This is a genomic window from Thermoanaerobacterium sp. CMT5567-10 (genome assembly GCF_030534315.2).
Classification (GTDB): domain Bacteria; phylum Bacillota; class Thermoanaerobacteria; order Thermoanaerobacterales; family Thermoanaerobacteraceae; genus Thermoanaerobacterium.
In genome coordinates this window covers 2573418-2598281 of record NZ_CP130558.2, presented here as the reverse complement: position 1 = coordinate 2598281, position 24864 = coordinate 2573418, and the positions used below count along the sequence as shown (strand labels likewise).

General features: G+C 34.3%; 20 protein-coding genes. All 20 read right to left on the bottom strand.

Going from position 1 to position 24864, the window contains the following annotated elements:
- Positions 1 to 13 precede the first annotated feature (13 nt).
- Positions 14 to 2068: a BglG family transcription antiterminator gene (locus tag Q2T46_RS13210; RefSeq protein WP_303265111.1), complete on the bottom strand. Its 2055-nt coding sequence runs from the start codon at positions 2066 to 2068 to the stop codon at positions 14 to 16.
- Between the two features lie 5 nt (positions 2069 to 2073).
- Positions 2074 to 3498 (bottom strand): PTS mannitol transporter subunit IICB, encoded by a 1425-nt coding sequence (locus tag Q2T46_RS13205; RefSeq protein WP_303265112.1) that lies wholly within the window; start codon positions 3496 to 3498, stop codon positions 2074 to 2076.
- A 171-nt stretch (positions 3499 to 3669) separates the two neighbouring features.
- Positions 3670 to 4083, bottom strand: coding sequence for an EamA family transporter (locus tag Q2T46_RS13200; protein ID WP_094046406.1), 414 nt, complete (start codon positions 4081 to 4083; stop codon positions 3670 to 3672).
- Positions 4084 to 4128: 45 nt separating this feature from the next.
- A complete protein-coding gene (locus Q2T46_RS13195) occupies positions 4129 to 5106 on the bottom strand; it encodes a LacI family DNA-binding transcriptional regulator (RefSeq protein WP_094046408.1) in 978 nt (325 codons plus the stop codon).
- A 176-nt stretch (positions 5107 to 5282) separates the two neighbouring features.
- Positions 5283 to 6749 carry a sucrose phosphorylase gene (gene gtfA / locus Q2T46_RS13190; RefSeq protein WP_303265113.1) on the bottom strand — a complete coding sequence of 489 codons (1467 nt, stop codon included), beginning with the start codon at positions 6747 to 6749 and terminating at the stop codon, positions 5283 to 5285.
- Between the two features lie 19 nt (positions 6750 to 6768).
- Positions 6769 to 7725 carry a carbohydrate kinase family protein gene (locus Q2T46_RS13185; RefSeq protein WP_303265114.1) on the bottom strand — a complete coding sequence of 319 codons (957 nt, stop codon included), beginning with the start codon at positions 7723 to 7725 and terminating at the stop codon, positions 6769 to 6771.
- A 67-nt stretch (positions 7726 to 7792) separates the two neighbouring features.
- A complete protein-coding gene (locus Q2T46_RS13180) occupies positions 7793 to 9475 on the bottom strand; it encodes an alpha-glucosidase (RefSeq protein ID WP_303265115.1) in 1683 nt (560 codons plus the stop codon).
- A 110-nt stretch (positions 9476 to 9585) separates the two neighbouring features.
- Positions 9586 to 10536, bottom strand: coding sequence for a carbohydrate kinase (locus Q2T46_RS13175; RefSeq protein ID WP_303265116.1), 951 nt, complete (start codon positions 10534 to 10536; stop codon positions 9586 to 9588).
- A gap of 78 nt (positions 10537 to 10614) precedes the next feature.
- Positions 10615 to 12078 carry a glycoside hydrolase family 32 protein gene (locus Q2T46_RS13170; protein ID WP_303265117.1) on the bottom strand — a complete coding sequence of 488 codons (1464 nt, stop codon included), beginning with the start codon at positions 12076 to 12078 and terminating at the stop codon, positions 10615 to 10617.
- A 15-nt stretch (positions 12079 to 12093) separates the two neighbouring features.
- Positions 12094 to 12921: a carbohydrate ABC transporter permease gene (locus tag Q2T46_RS13165; protein WP_303265119.1), complete on the bottom strand. Its 828-nt coding sequence runs from the start codon at positions 12919 to 12921 to the stop codon at positions 12094 to 12096.
- The gene (locus tag Q2T46_RS13160) at positions 12921 to 13805 is read right to left on the bottom strand and encodes a carbohydrate ABC transporter permease (protein ID WP_303265120.1); all 885 of its coding nucleotides are present in this window, start codon (positions 13803 to 13805) and stop codon (positions 12921 to 12923) included. Before Q2T46_RS13160 ends, Q2T46_RS13165 begins: the two co-directional genes overlap by 1 nt.
- Before the next feature lie 74 nt (positions 13806 to 13879).
- Entirely contained in the window at positions 13880 to 15208 is a 1329-nt protein-coding gene (locus tag Q2T46_RS13155) for an ABC transporter substrate-binding protein (RefSeq protein WP_303265121.1), read from the bottom strand.
- A 204-nt stretch (positions 15209 to 15412) separates the two neighbouring features.
- Positions 15413 to 16306, bottom strand: a complete 894-nt coding sequence (locus Q2T46_RS13150) for a glycosidase (RefSeq protein WP_303265122.1) — start codon at positions 16304 to 16306, stop codon at positions 15413 to 15415.
- 12 nt (positions 16307 to 16318) lie between these two features.
- Entirely contained in the window at positions 16319 to 17227 is a 909-nt protein-coding gene (locus tag Q2T46_RS13145; protein ID WP_303265123.1) for a glycosidase, read from the bottom strand.
- A 14-nt stretch (positions 17228 to 17241) separates the two neighbouring features.
- Complete coding sequence (locus Q2T46_RS13140; protein WP_303265124.1) at positions 17242 to 19110, bottom strand: beta-galactosidase trimerization domain-containing protein; 1869 nt, start codon at positions 19108 to 19110, stop codon at positions 17242 to 17244.
- A 46-nt stretch (positions 19111 to 19156) separates the two neighbouring features.
- The gene (locus tag Q2T46_RS13135; RefSeq protein WP_303265125.1) at positions 19157 to 20029 is read right to left on the bottom strand and encodes a carbohydrate ABC transporter permease; all 873 of its coding nucleotides are present in this window, start codon (positions 20027 to 20029) and stop codon (positions 19157 to 19159) included.
- A gap of 18 nt (positions 20030 to 20047) precedes the next feature.
- Entirely contained in the window at positions 20048 to 21037 is a 990-nt protein-coding gene (locus tag Q2T46_RS13130) for a carbohydrate ABC transporter permease (RefSeq protein WP_303265126.1), read from the bottom strand.
- A 99-nt stretch (positions 21038 to 21136) separates the two neighbouring features.
- A complete protein-coding gene (locus Q2T46_RS13125; RefSeq protein ID WP_303265127.1) occupies positions 21137 to 22465 on the bottom strand; it encodes a sugar ABC transporter substrate-binding protein in 1329 nt (442 codons plus the stop codon).
- A 70-nt stretch (positions 22466 to 22535) separates the two neighbouring features.
- On the bottom strand, positions 22536 to 23582 hold the full coding sequence (locus Q2T46_RS13120) for a LacI family DNA-binding transcriptional regulator (protein ID WP_303265128.1): 1047 nt from the start codon (positions 23580 to 23582) through the stop codon (positions 22536 to 22538).
- Positions 23583 to 23840: 258 nt separating this feature from the next.
- Positions 23841 to 24833 (bottom strand): glycoside hydrolase family 5 protein, encoded by a 993-nt coding sequence (locus Q2T46_RS13115; RefSeq protein ID WP_303265129.1) that lies wholly within the window; start codon positions 24831 to 24833, stop codon positions 23841 to 23843.
- Positions 24834 to 24864: the final 31 nt, after the last annotated feature.

Sequence of the window (24864 nt, the reverse complement as noted above, 5' to 3'; positions counted from 1 at the left end):
GCAATTTATCCTCCTAATTTTTATTTAATATTTTAATAATTATATTTTTTACATCGCCAATATTGCCAGATCTCAGCATATTTTTAAGCTCTTCATCATCTACAAGTGCAATGCTTATCTCACCTAGCATTTCCAATATGGTGTTATCCTCTTTTTTTCTTGCTATCATAACGAGTATAGTATCAACATCCTCATAAGAAAAGCCTATGCTTCGCATTTTAACAGGATTTACGAGCCTGTATATCCCGATATACGGTACAAGTATGCTGTCGCTTCTCGTATGCAAAAGCGCTATGTTACTTCCCGGTATCACAGTATTGCCCATCATCTCACGCTTTTTTATCAGATCCTTTATCTCATCTTTATTAGTAGTAATTTTAATCTCAAATATCTCGTCAGCAATAATATCGATTATTTCGTCTAAATCATTGGCCTTTATATTTTTTATATTCAAATTTTCTAAAGTCTCACCTAAATACTTTATCTTACTATTTTGATTTTCAATTAAATTTATACCATTCATCTTAAAAGGAATAAGATAATTATTTTCTTTATTTAAACTTATATCATCTATATACTCTCTAATCTTTTTTATGTCAGCCAATGTCAAAAAAGGCGATACAATTATTATATTATCATTGATTTCATCATTATCATATAGCTTAACAGTAGAAATTATCAAATTATAATCATTTGCTTCATCTTTATCTCTTATTGAACCAATGTCAATAGAATCAATCTCAGGGAAAACGCTCTTTAGCTTTTCCGACAGTATCTTTGCCGTCCCAATTCCGTTTGGACATATTACAAGTGCTTTTAACTTCTTTTCAGTTCTCTGCCTTTCAACTGCAGCGCCCACGTGCATCGTTATATATCCTATTTCTTCCGCCGGTACATTTATGTTGTATTTTGAAAATATGAGCCTGCAGGCTTTATTTACTGCCTCAAACAATTCACTGTAGTACTCTTTAATTTGATCTATCAATGTGTTTCTAGACTGAAGCCCCATGCTTAGCCTATATATCAATGTCTCTAAATGTTGAGATAAACCGTATAAAAGCTGTTCATCACATTTTATGTTGATTCCTAATATTTTTGATACTTCTTCTAAAAGCTCTTTTGATAAATCCTCAAGAGTAATTCCAAGCTCAATAAAACCTTCTTTCTCGTATATATACTTTTTCCCATTTAAATGTATGGCAAGATATGCTAATTCATCCCTATTAAGCACAATGCCATTGTTTTTCATTACTTCATCAACATTGTAGATAAAATTAAATTCTTCTGAGGACAATATGTCATCAACAATTTCTTTATTTAGCATAATGCTTTCATTTTGTTTGTACCTGTATATGGCTGTAACTATGTGCAAAAACATAGCGAAATAATTGTTATCATCATTTATTTTTAGGATGGAGCTATTTATCTGCCTTACTATTTTTTTTGCCAATTCTATCACTTCATTGCTGAAGATATTGTTAAAAAATTCCGAGACATATTTGTTATATTCTTCACCGTAAAGATATAAAAGCATCTCATCTAATGGCAGATAATTGTACATAAGCTCGATTACTGCCTTTCTTTTGTCTATTTCGCTGCCATTTACCTTGATGCCAATGCCTCTCTTTCTTACAAGCTCTAAATTTCTCACTTTAAGCCATATCTCTACCTTATCAAGGTACATGCTTATTGTTCCTTCTGAGACATTGAATAAATAGCTGAAGTAGGTAGATTTCAGCGGTTCATTTGACAAAAGTATCTGTAACGTCATGTAGATCTGTCTCTGCTCTTGGCTTAAAAGGCTTCCATAAGAAATCGCTCCTATCTCTTTATTTATTGCCTTTAAGCTCTCATCACTGCCATTTATCTCATATCTTAAATCATTTTCAGTTATGACACAGTGAAAATTTTTTAAAAATTTATTTGCATCATGTATCTCTCTATCTATAGTCCTTTTGCTTATATTCATTAATTTGGAAAGGTCCTCTATATTTAAAGGACCTTTCTCTATTAAAGATTTTATTATGAATTTTTGACGATCGCTTAATTCCTTCATCATATTCACCATGTTTATTATTTCTTCTTAAGTGATGAAATAAACTCATCGTACACTTTACCATCTAGGAAATTATTTACTTTTACTATCTGTGCTGTCGGTGCAACTTGTGACGCTCTTTCAGCTAAGCTTTCCTGTGTAAATACTATATCGGCATCTTTCGGTATTTGGTTTACTGCTGAGTGCTTAACTGAAATATTTAATCCTGCATCTTTAAGTTTCTTCTTCAATATTGATTCACCCATCGCAGATGAACCCATTCCTGCATCACATGCAAATACTATTAATTTTGGTTCTGCAGCCGGAATATCTGATGTAACAGCTTGTCCTTTGCTTTGCGCTTTCAAGTTGCTTACCATAGATTTTGCAAAGTTCATGTTTTCCTCGCTCATGCTCTCTTCACTAGCTCTTCTTACAAATACAGAAGCTATTAAGAATGATACAACGGCACCGACAGCTATACCTGTCAATACCGGCAGTAACCCACCCTTTGGAGACATAGCGATTTCAGCGATGATGCTTCCTGGTGAAGGCGTTGCAACTAATCCTGCCTTTGTCAATACGAATGTTGCATCTGCAGCAATACCACCACCTATTACAGCTAATACCAATATAGGGTTCATTAAAATATATGGAAAGTATATCTCATGTATGCCGCCAAAGAAGTGTATTATTACAGCACCTGGTGCCGATTGCTTTGCTGTTCCTTTACCAAATATCCAGTATGCCATCAATACACCGAGTCCTGGACCTGGGTCTGTCTCTAACAAGAAGAATATTGATTTCCCAACCTCTTTTGCTTGCTGTATCCCAAGCGGTGACAAGATACCGTGATTTATAGCATTATTTAAAAACAACACTTTTCCGGGCTCGATGAATATTGCGATTAACGGCAATATTCCTTTTGCAGTTACCCACTGTGCTGCAGCACCTAATCCTGTTGAAACTCCAGTAACAACGGGATCGATGAAAAGAAATGCTATGATAGCTAATATCGCTCCCAATATACCTGCCGAGAAATTGTTTACCAGCATCTCAAAACCTGTAGGTATTTTCCCGTCTACTACTTCATCGAATTTCTTAATCAAATATCCACCAAGTGGTCCCATTATCATCGCACCTAAAAACATAGGAATTGATGATCCTATTACGATACCTGCCGTTGCAATTGCACCGACGACACCGCCTCTTACATCGTAGATCAATTTACCGCCTGTATAACCTATTAAAATAGGCAGCAAGTATGTTATCATCGGGCTGACTAATTTATTAAGGTTTGCATTTGGCGTCCATCCCGTCGGTATGAAGAATGCGGTTATGAGGCCCCAAGCTATAAATGCGCCTATATTAGGAAGAACCATTCCAGCTAGAAATCCGCCGAGTTTTTGAAGTTTTGCTTTTGCAGTTCCACCTTTATTTGCTAAAGCCATATTTTTCTCCATGCTGTTTACCCTCCTCATAATTTATTATTTTTTCTAATTTTATTGTAAACCACTACTTATGCCTTTTCAATTCAAACTATATCACTTTTGACATTCGTTTTCTGTGACAAATTTAAAGAAAGGCTAAAGATGACATCAGACAAATTGGAGGGCATCTTAAAGGAGTATATTTTACATTATCATTACGAAAGTACCCGCAGTAATCAAAATTCCTGCGATTAAAGTCTTTAAATCAAAATGTTCACCCAAGATTATGTAAGATAAAATAAGCGTCATGACGATACTTGACTTGTCTATAGGAGCCACCTTTGATACGTTGCCTAATGCTATTGCTTTGTAATAAAAAAGCCAAGAGAGTCCCGTAGCTAGTCCAGATAAAATCAAAAACAGCCAATTCTCCTTTGTCAAATTCTTCATGCCATATTGAGTACCTGCTGCAAAGACTATACCCCATGATAAAAATATGATGACAGTTGTGCGTATCGCTGTTGCAAGGTTAGAGTCCACGCCTTTTATGCCAATTTTGGCAAGAATTGATGTCAGTGCTGCAAAGAGAGCAGACAATATTGCATACAATTTCCACATGATTTTTCTGCCTCCTGTAATTAATATTATATTACAAAACTATTATCAAGCAGACTCTCTTTCAACTAAAGTAATTGGCAAAACATTTTTAATATTTACATTCTTACCATCTACTTGATCTAAAATCAATTCAATTGATTTCTTAGCCATCTCTTTTATAGGCTGCCTTATAGTTGTCAATGGAGGAACGATTGTCTTTGCAATGTTTATATCATCATAACCGACAACCTTCAAATCTTTTGGCACTTCTTTACCGAATTCTCTTGCTACATTTATGATTGTCGCTGCAATCAAGTCACTGCTAGCAAATACACCATCAATATCCTGATGCTCTTTGAAGAGATTTATAATCAATCTTCTATATTCATCTATATCAAACTTATTTATCTTTGTCTCAACTACTACACTTTCTATATTATTTTCTGTTACTACATCCATAAAGGCTTTATATCGGTTATTAGCCGGAGTATTTAAAATTAATGGTCCGCTAATATGAGCAATTTTTTTGCACCCTTTTTGTATCAATAACTTTGTGGCCAAAACACCACCATTGTAATTGTCTGACGCAACGTATGGTATTTTCTCTGAGAAATATCTATCAATAGCAACAATAGGTAAGTTTACATTCAGGTACTGCTCCATTTTTAACGTATGGCTTCCGATTATTATGCCATCAACTTGATGCCTTTTAAGCATATTTATGTAATCTTTCTCTTTCTCTACATCTTGCAAAGAATTGCAAAGTAGTATCTTGTAATCATTTTGATAAGCATAATACTCAATATAATTAGTCAATTCTGCGAAAAACGGATGTGCTACACTGGGAATCAAAAGTCCTATTAAGTAAGACTTTCTTCTATATAGTGAACGAGCTAATTCATTCGGCTGATAATTTAGCTCTTTCATTGCTTCATATACTTTTTTTCTCGTCTTTTCGCTTATATATCCTCTATTATTTAAGACTCTTGATACCGTTGTAACGGTTACACCAGCTTTTTCTGCAACATCTCTTATTGTAGCCATCGCATCCACCTTCTACTTATAAAACCATCTTTTGTTTAATATAAATCTACTATATTATATTACTTTTAAAAAAGCTTGTCTATAAATGGCATCAAAATGCATTTTTATAAAATGCAATAACAAGCAAAAAGCAAGTCCACAATATCACTTGTAAACTTGCTTTAATACAAAAATTTTTATACTATATATTCCACATCTTTTCCATTTTCATCTACATAATAAATGGCTGTCCTATATGACCCCAAATCTATGAATAAACTACAACGTTTATCATCTTTTTCCCATGAAAGCCTGATTTCATCATCTTTACAGTCTTCTACTAAAAATTCTCCATTAAAAGCTTCATATCTATTTCTAAATCTGATCAACTTCAACAATCTTTGAACGACGTCTTTCTGAACTGATTCCTCTATTTCATTTAAACTATAGTTGTGTCTATTTATTTCTCGCCCTTCTTTCGTCGTTTTTACTGCTTCAAAGTCATTTACTCCAGCTAAAAGGCCTACGTAATAGACTTGTGGTATACCTGGTGTAAAGAATTGAATGGCTCTGGCTGCCAAATATGCGTCATCGTCACAATTTAATGCAGAATAATAAGTGCACCCAATTTGATGAACATCAAAGCCATCTTCTGATTTATATTTATCTCCGTATATAAGGCTTAGATTAGCACCTCTTTGCACACATATATCGACTACTTCTTTGGCCTTCTTCGTATCAATAAGTCCATCTAAATCAGGCTTTACAGGAATTCCGTCATGACAATCCAACATTGTAAATTGATTCATGGGACGATTCTTAAGATAATCATACAACATTTCGTTTGATTTATTTATTAAAGTATAAAGAACAGTAAATGGCAAAATAAAATCATAAATCCAAAAGCCACGCTCTGCTAATTTGTATTGTATTTCAAATTGTGAATGTACCTCCAAAAGCAGTTCTATTCCATACGATACTGCTTGTTTTTTTATCCAGTTTAAAAATTCATATATCTCCGGTTCTACAAAAAAACAGCTAGTTCCAATTTTTTTTATTACATATCCTACTGCATCGAGTCGTACTATATTAACACCAAAATTGCTAAATGTCCTAAAAACTTCTAATAAAAATTCTTTCACTAAATGTGAGTTGACGTCCAAATCAATTTGCTCTGATGGATCTGTCTTGCCAAATGTCGTCCAAACTTTTTCTTCTTCTCCTGTCTCTTCTATTTTAAACGTAGAATATGGCAAAGTCCTTCTCAAAAACATTTTTTCTATATCGCCTTTGACAGGTTTTCCATCCTTCCAAAGTTTATCTAATGTAATAAACATATCAGCGTATTTTGATTTTCTACCTTTTTTTAAGAAATCCTGAAAATAAATAGATCTTCTGGATACATGATTAACCATTAGGTCTAAAAGAATGTCAAAATTGTCAGCCATTCTCTTAACGTCGTACCATGTTCCAAATTTAGGTTCTATCTCACTGTATGTTATAGGTGCAAACCCTCTATCACCAGATGATGGAAAAGGAGGCAAAATGTGAACACCACCAAATACATCAGAAAAATATTTTTCCAAGACATCATTTAAAGTTTTTAAATTTCCACCCAAAGAGTCAGGATATGTTATGAGTTGTACCTTATTTTTAAGTGCCAATTAATATCACCTCAGTTTTTTACAAATCGTACATAGATTTTAATGTCTCAATGTCAGGCAAGTCAACTATTGCTCCTACATATCTTAGCTTATATGCACTGACCGCAAATCCTAATTCCAATGACTTTTTTAAAGTATATCCTTTTATCAAGCCACTATAAAAGCCTGACCAAAACGCGTCACCTGCACCAGTAGTATCGACGACTTCATCTGCTAATGTATTAAATCTAATTATTTCTTCTCCATTAGAAACGATAGCTCCGTCTTTACCTAGTGTAAGAATCACAAATTTAGCGCCAAGATCCAAAAATTTATTAAGTTGATTTTCTGGTGTGTCTTTACCAAAAATCCTTTCCGCATCATCTTTAGATGGCTTTATTATATCAACTTTTGCTATTAAAGATTTTATATATTCTCTTCCATCGTGACCTCTTTCCCAGATCATAGAATGATAATTAGGATCATAACATACTAAAACATCATGTCTTTTGCACTCATCAATCAAAATCTCCACTGTACTTCTTGACGGATCTCTCGATATAGGCCAGCTAGAAAAATGAACTATTTTTGTGTTCTCAATTAAGTATTTTAGCTCATCTGAATATTCAATATGATAATCTGCATCTCTGTAAAATATTGGTGTAGGACTGCTTTTGCTTTTTGTAACCAGGACCATGCTTGTAGAATAATCAACTTGTCTTACATATTTAATTTCAATATGGTGCTCTTGTAATTTTTTTAATAAAAACTTTCCAAGTCCGTCATTGCCAACCGATGAAACAATAATTGAATTTATACCTAACATTTTAGAATTTATAGCAATATTTGCAGGTGATCCTCCAAAATATTTTTTATAAGTATCACACTCAAAATCATCACTATAATCAGTAGAAATCATATCTACCAACATTTCTCCAACTGTCAATACATCATACTTTTTATCGTCAAACACAATCTTGTCATTAAAATTAAACATGATTATCCTCCATTTATATAATATTGATAAAGCCAAAATTTTATTTAAAGATAGTATTTTTGCTCTTTTACACCTTTAAAAGATAAACTCTTGATTCATATGGCCTAAGTTCAAAATTTTCTATATTATCGTCGTTCGCCACATCGTAATTTGAAATTAAAAGATTTTTATTAACATAATTAATATTATCAGGCAAACTAAATTCCGCATTATTTGAAGTAAAATTGCAGATGACTAAAAGCATCTCATCATTTAGTTTCCTTGTATATGAAAAAATATTTTTGTCATCTGGCAAAATTAATTCAAAGTCGCCATAAATGATAATTTCATTTTCTTTTCTTAACTTAATTAGCCTTCTATAATAATTCAAAATAGAGTCTTTATCACCAATCTGCTTAGCTACATTTATTTTAGTATAATTAGGATTTACCTTTATCCACGGCTTTCCCGTTGTAAATCCGCCATTATCGCTATCGTCCCATTGCATCGGTGTTCTCGCATTGTCTCGAGAAAAATCGTATATATACTGCATATACTGCTCATGGCTTCTTCCTTTTATAATCACTTCTTCATTGTAGCCATTTATTACAGCTATATCTCTATAATCTTCTATATCTTGAAATCTCACATTGGTCATTCCAATCTCTTCGCCTTGATAGATGTAAGGAGTTCCTTGCTGCATGTGAAGACACGTTGCCAACATTTTTGCTGACTTATCCCAATATTCAGTGTCATTTCCAAATCTTGATACAACTCTAGGTTGATCATGATTGTTCCAGTAAAGGCTATTCCAGCCTCTATCTGACATGCCTTTTTGCCATTTGCTCATTATTTTCTTAAGCTCTACCAAATCCAGTGGTTTCTTTGTCAGATTTATAACATCCTTATCTATATCCATGTGCTCAAAGCTAAAAACCATATTTAGCTCATTTCTATCTTCCCCTACGTAATCTATTGCAATTTCTGGCGTTACACATGGCGTTTCACCCACAGTCATTATGTCGTATTTACTTAGGACTTTCTCGTTTAGTTCCTTTAAATATTCATGAACTCTTGGACCGTTCATTACATATAGAGACATATCTCCATATAAGCCGCCTTCCGGCACAATTCCATCTGGGAACCTTTGATCCTTAGAAATCATATTTATTACGTCCATCCTAAAGCCGTCTATGCCTTTGTCTAGCCACCATTTTACAATATCTTGAACCTCTTTTCTCACTTTTTCGTTTTCCCAGTTCAAATCAGGCTGTTTTTTAGCAAAACAGTGCAAATAGTACATGTCTGTAGCTTCATCGTATTCCCATGCAGAGCCACTAAAACTACTCCCCCAATTATTTGGCTCTTTCCCATCCTTGCCTTTTTTCCAAATGTAGTAATCTCTATATTCATTGTCTTTTGACTTTCTGCTGTTTATAAACCATATATGCTCATCAGAAGTGTGATTTACAACTAGGTCCATCAATATTTTCAATCCTCTTTTGTGGGCTTCAAAAAGCAGCTCATCGAAATCTTCCATAGTCCCAAATTCATCCATTATGTCTTTGTAGTCGCTTATATCATATCCATTATCACAGTTAGGTGACTTATAAATAGGACATAGCCACAATACATCAACACCTAAAAACTTCAAATAGTCCATCTTTTCAATAATCCCACGCAAATCACCTATTCCATCACCATTAGAATCTTTAAAACTTCTAGGATATATCTGATAAACTACGCTTTCCTTCCACCATGCTTTTTTCATGTTTTTTCTCCTCCTTTTAGTCTTTTAATCGTAAGATTAATCTATGTCGATATCCCATTTCTTTAGATATAAGACTCTGCATTCGCCTACAGAAAATATTGAAATATAAATTAAGATAGCAATTTTTTTACCTCTTCAATAGAAGGCATAGCAGGAATAGCTCCTTTTTTTGTAGTGCATAGCCCGCCAACTGCATTTGAAAATCTGATTATTTCTTCTATATCGCCACGGTCAATTTTTTCTATTGGACATCCGATTTTCGATATGTTATAAAGAATTCCTCCCAAAAAAGCATCGCCTGCTCCTGTAGTGTCAACTACATCCACATTAAATGCAGGTATTTGTCCTGAACCTGATGAATGTTTATAATAACAGCCATCCTTTCCTAATGTCACCAATACAAGCTTTATTCCCAGGTCGTACAGCTTACTGCTAGCCACTTGAATATCTGATTCACCAGTCAAAAAGTACAATTCTTCCAATGACAGCTTTGCTATATCTACATATTTAAGTGGAGAAAATATCACTTCTTTTGCTAATATTTCGTCTTTCCACAGTGTCGGTCTCCAATTCGGATCATAAGATATTATTTTCCCAGTTTGTTTTGCATACATTAAAGCATTTAAAGTTGCGGTCTTTGAAGGTTCATCTGTTAATGATAATGAGCCAAAATGAAATATTTTACTTTCATCTATTAATGTTCTATCGATATCTTCAATGCTAAGCATCATATCAGCACCTGGATTTCTGTAAAATGTAAAACTCCTATCACCTAATTCATCCAGATGAACAAATGCCAATGTTGTATTTGCATTAACAGTGTTTTTTAAGCTTTTTGTTTCAATCATATTTTTATCAAGGACATGTTTTAAAAAATGCCCAAATTGATCATCACCAACCATCCCGATAAAAGCACATTTGCCACCTAATTTCGTCACTGCAGTTAAAACATTAGCAGGTGCTCCACCAGGATTCATTTCAAACAGTGTATTTCCATTTTCTGATTTTCCAGCAGGCGTAAAATCAATCAGCAACTCTCCTAATGCCACTACATCATACACAAAAATCACCTCTAATAGTTGAATACTTCTTCATAATCGTGATTTTTAAATAAGCTTACAAATTCATATGCACTTACTCTATTCCAAACCAATATCCCATTTCTTGAAATTTACAACTTTGCAGAGTCCATTAGAAAACAATGAAATATTTACAGATTGACTGTCAGGATAAACTCTTCCAGTCATTACTTTTTTCCCACCATTTATAAAAACTTCAACAGACGATACATCCACAAAAATATTAAGCCTTAATCTACCATCTATTAACTCAACTTCTGCCTTTCTCTCTCCTTTAGGACCAATGCCTGATCTTTCTCGATTAAATGTAAATAATCTTTCGCGACAATTATATAACAAAACAGTCTCTTCGCACTTTCCCTTAAATACCTTAACTCCAAATTCATATGCATCTTGTGGTTCAAATTCAGCATCAATCTCATAACATATTCCATTCGTTTCTAGATTAACTTCACCATTTAATTCTATGTCTTGCAAGCTGTATTCATTTTTCCTGTACTTAACTATCTCTGATATTGGCTTAAAGTATATCTCCTCACCTATTTTTATAACTTCTCTAGGAAGCGTCATAGCACCAGCCCAATTATGACCAAGACGATTTGTAACCAAATCTGTCTCCCACATGTTCATCCATGCTATCATTATGTTTCTACCATTTTTATCCACGGAAATCTGTGGTGCATAAAAGTCGAATCCGTAATCTACCAACCAATAATCCTTATATGTGAATTTTCCTTCCTCTGAATTTAGTTCTCCCATAAAATAGATAGAAGAATGGGTATTTTTAAAATAAATACCATTAGGTCTCATGTACTGTGCTGATACAAACAAAATATCTCTGTCATCAAATCTGACTATATCAGGACATTCCCAGTTAATGCCTGTATCTTCATTACCCTTTAAAAGAATATTTACAAATTCCCATTTTTTTAAATCAATTGACTTATACATGAGAACCTGTCCAATTCCGTGTTCATCATTAGAGCCAATTAAAAGATAATAGGTATCACCTATTTTAAAAATTCTTGGATCTCTAAAATCTTTCTTGCTAGCTTTATCTGGAATCTGTTTATCATCTATTATCGGATTTTTTTCATACTTTTCAAATGCAATTCCATCTGCTGATATGGCCATATTCTGAACCTGTTTGTAATCATCGTTTTTTTCTTTTTTAGTGTATATATGTCCTGTGTAAAAAAGGTATAATTTCCCGTTTTTTTCGATGGCACTTCCAGAAAAGCATCCATCTCGGTCATAGTCTTTATTAGGTGCTAAAGCTATAGGTAAATAAGTCCATTTAATCAAATCTTTGCTTACAGCATGCCCCCAATGCATTGGTCCCCATACAGCATCATATGGATAATGTTGATAGAATAAGTGGTAATTGTCTTTAAACTGAATAAATCCATTTGGATCATTTATCCACCCATATTCACCCATTAAATGGTATTTCAATCTGTACATTGGGATTAACTTTACTTTACTACGTCTTATAAATTCATTTGGATTACTAATTTTGCTCATCTAATCCATCCCTTACTATTTAATTGAACCTTGTAAAACACCTTTTATAATTTGTTTTTGCATTATCAGATAGACAATTATTACAGGAATAGTCGCAATCATTAATGCTGCCATTGCAGGACCGTATTCAATTGTATATGTCCCATAAAAGTAGAAAACAGACAATGGCAATGTTCTTTGGTCAGGTGACATCAAAACCAAATACGGTAGTAAAAAATCATTCCAAATCCATAAAATATCCAATATGGCAATAGTTACTGTCGTCGGTTTTAGAAGTGGAAAGACAATTTTAAAAAACGTCTGCAATTGACTGCATCCATCAATCGTCGCTGCTTCTTCAAGTTCTACTGGTATGCTCTTTATAAAGCCGTGATACATGAAAACAGCTAATGATGCACCAAAACCTAAATACATATATATAAGAGCCCATTTATTGTTCATCATCCCTATAGAACCATATATCTTTACAAGTGGTATCATGATACCTTGAAATGGTATAATCATTGATGCAACCATGAAGAAGAACATAAATTGATTGAATTTCCACTTTCTTCTTACAAAAATATATGCAGTCATTGATGACAACAATGTTATCAACGAAACGCTAAACACTGTAATGATTAGTGAATTTGCGAATGCATGTAGATAATCCATCTTTGTATATGCATCAATATAGTTGCTTAAATTTAGCTTACTTGGTATCATCATAGGATTTATTAATATGTCTTTTCTTTCTTTAAATGAATTAATTAATACAATAAAAAATGGAAATATATACAATACAAATACTATACTTAAAAATATCAGTTTTATGCCATTTAATATATATTCTTTTCTTTTCATCAGCTTTCCACCTCCATTTTCTTACTGAAATATACTTGCAATAATGTGACAGTTGCAACTACAGCAAATAGGAAAAATGCTTCCGCCTGGCCAATACCATACTGCTGACTTAAAAAGGCAGTATTATAAACATGCATTGAAATCAACTCTGTACTCTTATACGGCCCCCCATTTGTTAAAGACAAATTTATATCATAAACCATGAACCCTCTCTGCAAAGTCAAGAATACGCTTATCGTAAAGGAAGGAACCATCAATGGAAGTATTATATTTTTTAATCTGTGGTATGAGTTTGCACCATCGATACTTGCAGCTTCTAAAAGATCTTTGGGAATATTCATAAATCCCGAAATATATATGACCATCATGTATCCAGAATATTGCCATACAGTTACAATAACCAACGCCCAAAAGGCTTTATTGGGATCAGAAAGCCAAGACGCACTGAATATAGGCAAATTAAAGTGTTGACCAATGTAGACAAGGATATTTGAAAAAACAAACTGCCAAATAAAGCCAAGCAATATTCCTCCAATCAAGTTAGGAGTAAAAAATCCTGCTCTAAAAAAGTTTTGTCCTTTTATACCACTAGTCAACAAATACGCTAAAAAGAAAGCAATAGCGTTAATTAGTATTACAGAAAAAAATACGTACTTTAAAGTAAGCAAAAAAGAAGTCCAAAATACTTTGTCTTTAAACACTTGTAAATAGTTTTGGAATCCAATAAATGAATGTGTAGCTGAAATACCGTTCCAGTCAGTAAAAGTAAGGTATATTCCATATATAAAAGGCAATATTATTACAGTAAAAAAAGCAATAGTCACAGGTCCTGCAAATATTAAATATGTCTTTAGTTTGCTCAAAAAATTTTTTTCTAGATCCACAATAAATCCTCCTTAATATTGAATAATGCTGAATAACGGATAGACTCTTCCACCCGTTATTCAGGCCATACTAATTATTGTACACTTTTCCAGTAGCTTTCAATATCATTAATTAATACTTTTCTATCAATTACTCCAGATAAATATTTCTGCATTGAAGCACCTAATTTTGACCAATGATCAGATGGTAATATAGTATTAAATTCCAATTTTAGTGTATTACCTTCCTCCATATACTGTTTTATAGATTTAGCCAAAGGATCCTGTGGCTCTAATACAATATTTTTAAAAGCAGGTATAACATTGGCTTTGTTCACAAGAACATCCTGTCCCGCCTGACTGTAAACTAACCAATTCAAGAATTTCTTAGCAGCATCCTGTTGAGCCGCATTGTTCTGTGTCTTATCTATGCCTATAAATTTCGATGGACCTACTGCTATCTGTGAATTACCATAATCGTCGGGATTATTGCTTATGGGTACAGGTATAAATCCATATTGACCATTAGCTGTATCAAATGTCTTTATTTGCGGCCATGCCCAGTTTCCCATAAACCAAAAACCTACTTCTCCTTTTCCAATCACCTCAGGTCCTTTATCATACGTTGGAGCCATTGGATTGCTTTTATCCAAATTGTACTTTTTCATCATGTCAAATGTATCCATCAAACCGTTGAAAACTTTATTATTAGCCAAATTAACTTTTCCAGCTTTTAGATCTGATATAAACTTATTTACTTGAGCTGGATCCTTTGATTGGTCTGCATACGCTAGCGTCAGAAAGTGTGCACCTAAAGACCAATCCATGGGTGAAATCTCAAGAGCTTTTGCACCAGTAGCTTCAACCTTTTTAAATGCATTTTCTAAATCATTTCTTGTCTTTATCGATTTAGGATCAAAGTTACCCCCAAATGCTTTATCCAAAACTGCTTTATTGTATATGAAACCATAACCCTCTACTGCTAATGGAAATGCTATAACCTTTCCATCTACTCTGGCTACACTTAAAGTCCAATCGATCGCATCCGCAACCCATTTTTCGCCACTTAGATCTAAAAATTTATCTTTGAATTTAGCTATATCACCCGGATCCAGCATTGCTAGCGTAGGTGCATTTCCTGCAGCATACATTGAAGTAACTTTTTCAAATGGAGATTGCCCTGCTGGAGCAGGAATTACATCTACCGTTATATTTGGATTCTCTTTCGTAAATGCCTTAGCCGCGTCTTCTAACTGTGATTCAATTTCGCCTTTAGAATTTAAAAATGTAATTTTAACGATTTCAGAGTTCTTAGTTGATGATGTATTACTTTTAGCTGTATTATTATTTGTGCCACAACCTGCTGCAAGAGAAAGTATCAAAGCTGACGATACCACCATTGATAATAATTTTTTTCTCTTCATGATGATCTCCTCTCCATATTTATTTTAAAGCTTTTTGTAAAGCTTTTTATTATGGTTTTATTATATCACGCATTTATAAATATGTCAACCGTTTGATATATTCAAAATTATTCTGTATTTTGTCAATTGCAATAATTATTATAATAAATCATGAAAAACCCCTCACATCATATATACTCTCTTGATGTGAGGGGTTTTTCATGATTAATCAAATTTTATGTCATTCATATTTATATACGCAACACCTATTACAGTGTCTGCGCCACCGTAATATACAAATATGTCGTCGCCTCTTACTGCGTTGCCGCAGCTAAAAACTACATTTGATATAAAGCCGTTCTTTTCCCATTCAAGCTCTGGTTCCAAAATCGGCTCCTTTTGCCTTGCTAAAACTATCAATGGATCATTTAACTCGAGAAGTGCAGCACCTAGTCTATAGACATTATTCTCGTCTGCAGCGTGATATATCAAAAACCAACCATCTTTTGTCTTAATCGGAGGCCCAGCAACACCGACTCTTGAGCTTTCCCATGTACCTTTTATAGGTTTTATGATCGATTTATGACCAAACCATGTTTTTAAATCCCTTGAATATGCTATCCATATATCCGGATACCTTCTGTGAAACATCACATAATTGCCATTTATTTTCTCAGGAAACAGTGTGGCATCTTTGTTGGGTTCATCTAGCACAACGCCTTTTCTCTCCCAATTTATCAAATTTTTCGAAGTTGCAAGGCATATTCTGTAGTCATCATCTGTCCTATCCCCAAAGCCTGTGTACATCATGTAATATGTGTTATCTATTTTAACTATCCTAGGATCTTCGCATCCCCTTAATTCTTGCTCTACGTCATTGCTTAAAACAGGCTTATCAAGCCTCATAAAGTTAATTCCATCTTTGCTTACAGCGTAGCCTAACCTTGATATATACTTGCCGTATTTTTTGTGTGGTCCTAAATCTGTCGCTCTGTAGATAAGGTGAAACAATCCATTGTCGTATATTGCAGAACAGTTAAATACAGCTTTTCTCTCCCATTCATGCTCTGTCACTGGTTCTAAAATTGGTTTGTCGCTTAGCCTTTTTAGCTTTATCAATTTATCCACTCCTTAAAATGATATTTTATTTTTTTCCACTACTGCGACACCTATATGTGTATCTGCACCACCATAATAAACGTAGTACATTCCATTTGCTTCAACTGCACCACAGCTAAACACTACATTCGGTACAAGACCTTCTTTTTCCCAATCAAGTTCAGGCTCCAAAATAGGCTCTTTCTGCCTTGCTACCACTTTTGAAGGATCTTTTAAATCTAAAAGTGCTGCACCTAACCTGTACACATTATTTTTGTCAACTCCATGGTAGATAAGAAGCCATCCATCATCTCTTTTTATAGGAGGCCCTGCTATGCCAATCTTCTTAGACTCCCATGTGTCTTCAATAGGCTTCATTATTATCTTATGATTAGTCCAGTTTATCAAATCATCTGAATATGCTATCCAAATATCGGGTTCTCTTCTGTGAAACATGACATACTTCCCATTTATTTTTTCAGGCAGAAGTGCTGCATCTTTATTAGGTTCATCAAGGACCACCCTATGACCTTCCCATCTTTTTAAATCATATGATGTAGCCATACATATTCTAAAATTATTCCAGTCTTTGCCTCCAAAGCCTGTATAAAGCATGTAATATTTATCATCAATTTTTGTTATTCTAGGATCTTCAACACCCCATTCTTCCTGCTCCGTTTCACCCACCATAATAGGTTTATCAAATCTCTCAAAATTGATGCCATCACTGCTTACCGCATAGCCTATTGATGACACAAATTTATTTTCCTCTTCTGGTTTTTCTGTGTTTAAAACAAATCCATTGTTAGAAGCCCTGTAAAAAAGGTGAAACTTGTGATCTTCATATATTGATGCGGCATTAAACACAGCTTTTCTTTCCCATTCATGCTCTTTAACAGGCGACAATATTGGTTTATCTGTAAGCCTCCTTAGCCTAAACATTATAATACCCCTCTCTACATCAAAAATGCAACTACATCATCAGCTTTTATCGTAAAGTTATCCAAATCAATTTCTTTATTGCTTATTAAATCTTTTATTTTCCCTGAAATATTTACATCAATCTTTATATCAATATCTTCATGATTAATAAATATTACAAGCTTTTTGCCCTTATATTCAAATTCTTTTACCTCTATAAACGGCGATTCTACTTCTATTTTTGGCTTTATACGAGATAACTCTTCTGTGAGTTTGTATATTTCATAAGTTTTGTCGTCTTTATATACGTCCGGCATGTAGCTTAAATAAAGTTCGACAGGGTACGTCACAAGGACTGCATTGCCTTTACCAAATTTATTCATTACAACTGCGGGATTCCCTTCATTGTCGTATCCAATCACACTGCATGTCGTAGGTTTTGCGATTAAGTGCTTGTTAAATTTAAGTGTGCTGTAACTTAACTTAATTTTTCTGTCTTCTATATGAATTGAAGCGGTATTATCCTTCGGCACCATTGAATACTGCGTTTCAATGCCAAAAAGTTCATCAAAACCATCAACAGAAATTCCATCATACGATGTATACAATGTACCGCCACTTTTAACATAATTCATTATTCTCATCCACTGATCGTGATTCAGATGTCCCTTCCTATATGCAGATGGAAGTATCAGCATTTTGTATTTGCTAAAATCCCTCTCAGAAGCTTTTACCATCTCTACATCTATGCCAGCTTCTTTTGCAAGTATGAAACTGTTTAAAAGTATTCTAAAATGCCTTTCAGGCGTATAATCACTTCCTACAAATAAGGCACTATAATATTTATCTGGAACAATAATAGCAGCATCACATTTTTTTGGAATTAACTCATTGTATTCAAGTCTTTTTATAAATTCTGAAAAAGCTTTTATTTCAAGTCCTGCCAACTTAGGTTTTCCATCAGATGATGTTATCCCAAACTGCGTTTCAAAAGGCGTCGTGTTGTATGGCAATTTACTGGCGACTGTAAAATCACCAAAGCACCATACTAACGCACCCAGTGATTCATTTGCCAACAGGCTGTATAAAACTGTTTTATAATATTTCCCCTCTATTTCTTCAGACATCATAAGTGTCGTTGCGCCAAATTCTTCAAACAGTACATCTTTGCCTCCCAGCGCTTTTGTAAGCTTTGAAGCAAAAGGTGCAATGTAAGTACTCCTTATAGAATTTACAGGGTCAATGCATGTATCTGTGTAAATAGGATACGCATGCATACATAAAAAATCATTGCCTCCCCCCATATCTTCTGGGTAAAATTTATTATCTGAAAGAAGAGACGCCTGATGTATGCCTAACGTCACAGGATGATTTTTGTCGTGCTTTTTTATCTCGCTTGACAAAACGTAATTCCAAAGCCATGCATCATGATTCGACTCTGCTTTAACATAGTTATCTGGCTCATTAGAAAGATCCCAGAATAAAATGGCGCTTTCGTCTTTATACCTTTGTGCAAAAAAGCTTACCAGTTTAATTTCATGTCTCAGCATAAAAGGATCATTGTATATGCTTTTACCATTTCTCCACGGAATGTCGAAATTTTCTCCGCTCATGTGACCTACGAAAAACGTAGGGACAATTTTTATGTGAACATCGTGGCATATTCCAATAAGTTCATCAAATTTCTTAATCGCGTCTTCCGATATTATGTCAGGATGCGGCTGAAAATCTTCCCACAAGAGATTTATTCTCAATACATCTAATCCTAATGACTTTGCCTCTTTAAACTCCTTTTTGATCTCATCTTTTTCCCACTGCTTCCACATATCAACACCGTAATTTCTTGGCCAGTAATTAGCACCAATTACAAATTTGTCGAATATAGAATTTGTTGTTGTATCCATTCTCTCGTCCTCTCCTTCAATTCTTGCTATAATTCATCAAACAGAATTAATCTTTCAAGCCAGTAAATGTGATACCTTCTATGAAATAGCGCTGTGCAATAAAGAATAATATTAACATTGGCAGAGCTATTACAATTGACATAGCCATCAAATAGTTCCAACTTGGCTGTTCATTCACACCACCCATGAAGAAGTACATTCCAAGTGTCATCGTGTATTTATTCATATCATTGAGGTAAAGAACAGGACCTAAGAAGTCGTTCCAATATCCTCTAAAAGCAAATATGCAGATTGCAAGAAGAGCCGGTTTAATCTGAGGCAAAATTACATGAACAAAAGTTTGCAACGGCGTCGCTCCGTCAATTTCAGCTGCCTCATCCAATTCTACTGGTATACCCATCAAAAACTGTCTCAATAAAAATATATAAAATGGTCCCCACGCTGTCCACGCCCTTATTACCAAAGGATCAAATTGGCCAACTAGCCCCAACTTTTGCCATATCAAATAAGTTGGTATCAATGTCACATGAAATGGCAGCATCATCGTGCTTAAAAGTATAAAAAATATTAAATCTCTACCGGGAAATTTAAATCTTGCGAATCCATACGCAACCAAAGTTTCGCTGGTTATTTCAGCTACCATTCCCAAAACCACTATAAAAATACTATTTATAAGGTAAATATTAAATGGCATCGCATGCCATGCTTTTGCAAAATTTCCCCATAATGCAGGCTTTGGAAAGAAATCTGGCGGCCAAGCAAATATATCTGCATTAGATTTCAATGCTGTTGATAACATCCAAAAGAAGGGCATCAAAATCACTATGGCTATTGCTGAAAGAATAACATACAAAATGATTTTCTTGGTGACATTGCGAATTCTATTTGATTGTCTATATCCATGTAATATATCCACCATAGTTTAACATCTCCTTAATTACCTCTTAATTTCCCCTTCATAATGTACCCAAGCGGGTGTAGATTTAAAGACTAAAAGCGTAAATGCTAAAATGATTAAAAACAATACCCATGCAATTGCTGATGCTTGTCCCATGTGTAACTGTGTAAAACCTCTATTGTAGATCAATTGATTCATAAATATTCCCGCACCTGTTGTAGGCCTTACAAACATAGCCACAGTAAATATCTGCAATGCACTAATAATTCCCATTACTACCTGCAAAAGTATTACCGGTGATATCTGAGGAATGGTTATATTCCAAAATTTTATCCACGGACTTGCACCGTCTAAATCAGCAACTTCATAAAGGCTTCTAGGAACTCCCTGAAGTCCAGCTAGAAAAACAACTGTGTTTGTTCCAAATATGCCCCATACGCTCATTATTATAAACGCCCATAAAACGTATTTTGGATCGCCAAACCAGTCTATTTTCCCAATATGAAATAACTTAAGAAATGGTGAAAGAGCGTAATTAATAAGACCTGATTGACTATTGAAAAGCCATCTCCATATTAATGCAACAGCAACATCAGGCATAACGGCAGGTAAATAATAAATAGTCCTAAAAACACCTATTCCCTTTATTCGATTATTTAACAACATAGCAATCAATAATGACCCTATAACACCAATTGGCACTGTAAATACTGCATATAGCAAAGTAAGTCTTACTGACGGCCAAAATTCATAATCGCTAGTAAAAATATATATATAGTTTTTAAGCCCAATCCATTTAGGTGTTCCAAATAAACTGTAATTTGTAAAGCTCAAATACAAAGAATAAATAAGTGGAAATGCTGTGAAAATAATAAAACCTATAAGCCATGGAGATATCAAAGCAAAACCAGTGGCAGCCCTTTCTTTCCACCCTATCTTTCTAAGCAAAAAATATATTATCAATGCAAGAAACATAAGAACTACAGGTGTCAAAAGCCATCGTTCTGTAGTCCCAATATACTGTTCCATTAAAATTCCTCCTTTTAAAAGGAATATATAAAATTCTTGTTTTAATCTAAAAATAAACGTGCTTATCTCCTTGAAAGGAGGACATGCCTCCTTTCAATTTTATTTGCTACTGCTATACTGTTTTAAAACATTGTCTAACTGCGGTTTTACTTGAGGTATGAGACTATCAGGATTTGCCTTGTTATTTATAATAGGATCCATAAGTTGATTCCAGAATATATTATCCCAGTCTGGATAATTTACAAAGTATCTGAAACCTTCAGCATACGACATAGATTTTACTATTGTATCTAATGTCTCTGTGCTTCTATCTGGATGCAATTTTTTCAATGCATCTACATTTACTTCTGATTTTAGCGGAGGCACCACTTTCCACTCTTGAATAGCATTTGTCAAGTCAATAAACGCTTTAAACGCTGCATCTGGATTCTTTGTCTTTGCGTTTATTGCCATTCCGTACAAATCTCCAAAAGTAACCTTTTTACCTGTAGGTCCTGATGGAACTTCATAAACACCACTATTGAACTTAACCTGTGTTTCTAGGCTATCAGCAGCTCCTCCCATAAACATAGCAACTTCTTGGTTCTTAAACATTGTATCAAAGCCTTGATCCTTAATCGTTTGCTGTGAAGGAACTGCAGGACTGTTTATCAATTCAGAATAAAACTCAAATGCCTTTTTTGCTTCAGGAGTATCTATTGGTGAGCTTTTGAAATCCGGTGTTATAACTTCGCCGTTATTTTGCCATACAAACATTTGAACTGGTGGCCACCCATTTAATGTAAAGCCCCATTGTTTGATGTTGTTCTTATCAAATCCAGCTTCTCCTGGATGTTTACCATTTGCATCAACTGTCAATTGTTGAGCGACGCTTAAAAACTTATCCCAATTCCAAGTACCATCAGGATATGGAATTTTAGCTTTGTCAAATAAGTCTTTATTAATATATAGTACTACTGGGTTTTCTGCCCACGGCAGGCCATATATTTTGTTTTGATATTTAAATGGTGTTAATGAATTTTCGTAATAATCAGATACATTTGCAGCTTTATTACTGGATTTCGATAGATAATCTGTTAAATCAAGCAGTGCACCCTGTGCTGCAAGTTGTGTTGCCCTCTGTGCAGATACCCAAAACAAATCAGGTCCACCACCTGCAGAAAGCTGAGTTGTAAGCCTCGTATCATAGTCAGCAGGATTTGAATTTTGTACTATGACATAGTCTTTAGAACTAGCATTTAATTTATCAATGATTGATTGCAGTTGTTTTGCCTCGTCTGCGCCAGCCCATGTAGCTAATTTAATCGTCACCTTTTTGGTTGTATTGTTTGAAGCAGTATTTTGTTTCTTTGAACTGCTGGAGCATCCACTCACAAGTATTGATAAAATCATCAAAACCGATATCAAAATTGATATTCTTTTTCTCATAATGATCGCTACCTCCTATTTTTATTTATTGTTTACGAGATAAGCACGTTTACATGAATTAATTAAAACTCTATTTCAATTCCTTTACAGATTCTCTCTCTATTAATTTAACTTCCATTCTTATATGGTCATACGGTTCTTTAATATTATTCATCCTCCACAAGAGTTTTTGAACTGCCTTGACACCCATCAGCTCCTTGTTTACACGAACCGTAGTCAATGGAGGAGTGACAATTTTACATATATCAATGTCATCAAAACCCACAACTGAAATGTCATCAGGCACTTTCAACCCTAAAATGTTCAACGCATTATACAATGTTATAGCTGCACTGTCATTTGAGCATACCCATGCAGTCGGTAGCTTATCCATCTTTGAAATAATATTTGCAACTTCTTTGTAGTTTTTGCTTAAAACATATTTTTCAACACTGCCGATTACACAGTATCCCGGATTTACATTTAATATAGGGTCAATATTGAGTCCTGAAGCTCTCATAGCTTCGTTAAAGCCAAGCCACCTCTCTTTAAAGCTTAGAGAAAAATCTATCTCGCCAAAAAATCCTATCTGCGTATGTCCTTTATCAATAAGATATTTTGTCGCCATATAAGAGCCAGGTATATTCTGGGTCAAAACTGCATCAGTATTTATTAAAAATGATGTGTGATCAACTTGCACTATCGGTATGCCATAATCTAAAAGCATTTTTAAGTGTTCGTCTTTTATCGTGCCAACAACCAATATACCCGACACTTTTCTGCTTTGCACGCTTTTAGGAATTTGAAAATCGTCTTTATTCATAAAATTGACTAAAATATCGAAATTATTCTTTCTAGCTTCATTTTCTATTCCCAGTATTACCTTTGTGTAAAAATGAGTATCGCGAAAATTTCGCTCCTCTATCATGAGACAAATATTTTTAAAGTGATTTTTAATGATAAATGATGGATTCTCGTCAAAATACCCCATTTCATCAGCAGTTTTTAAAACCAAGTTTCTAGTTTCTTCACTAACTCCCACTTTATCATTTAACGCTATCGATACCGCATTGACAGATATATTTAATTTCTCTGCTATATCTTTCATTGTAACCTTTTTTTTCTTGATTGCCGGCAATCTAAACACCTCGGTGTAATTATTTCTTGTAATTAAATTATACGTTATGGTTATATAACTTTCAAGCTATTTTTACTTGAATTTAACATCATTTTACTTGAATTTCGTATTAATATCGTGTAAATAACGATTACTTATGTCCTTTTTGGATGTATATACTTTTTATAAAGTTTATAATTCAAGTAATTCAAGTAAACTTTCTATATTAGATTTAAAAGTGTACGCAAAAAGCCGGTTTTTACTTAAACCGGCTTAAATCTAAACTCTATTCTCTATAAGAAGATCTAAAAGCTTTCTATCCACTTTATATCCATGGAAGTTTTCATATTTAGCACCATCACGACCATGTTCTATGATTCCAAATGGTCCTTTAAAGTTCCAGAGGGAATAGCCCCATTCAAATTCTTTGTACAAGCTTAAAAGGTCATTAAACCATCTTAAAGCAACATCATTTGGTGTCTTGTTGAAGCATCCAAATTCGCCTATATGCACCTCAACGCCTTTTTGTTCCACATCTCGCCATGGCTTGTAGTATTCTCTTATGGTATCTTTATTCCACACCTTCCCGTTCCAAACAAGATCTGGATATGTAGGCACTGACAATCCCTTGTAGCCATTCCACCAGGTTGCCTCATAATGTGTTAAAGCCATTGGCTGATATCCTCTCCCGCTGTGTATCACGCCAATATCAGCTAATTCCGGCATCGCTATATTTCCACCGCCTAGACCGTCTATGACTATTTCTCTTTCAGGATCAATTTCGCGTATTGCCTCTACAGTGCGTTTAATTAATGATGAGTGTATCTCGCGAGTCATGCCGTACTGCCCTATATCCGGTGGCTCATTTAAAAGGTCAAAGCTTAGGTATTTGTTTGACACTCCCTTGTACCTCTTAGCAAAGACCTGCCATTGGTATACAAATCCGTCTTGAGCAACCCTGTCAAGCCACAAATTGTCCCTCTCTATGTCATTGCGGTTAATGCAGTATCCAGGTCCCCTGTGTATATTTAGGCACATGTGAATATTTCTCTTTTTACACTCTTCCAAGTACAAATCTATATATTCAAAAACGCTTTCATCAGGATTAAAATAATCAAAATTTTTTATCCAAAATCTATAATCTGTCGGTACCCTTATGAAATTAAAGCCTGTCTCCACCAAAAAATCCAAAGCTTTCAAGTCAGGCTTTAAAGGTGATTTACCTTCATTCCATACGTATATCCACTGAAAATTAAATCCATATTTTTTCATCAAATTCAACTCCTATTATTTATATAAAGCT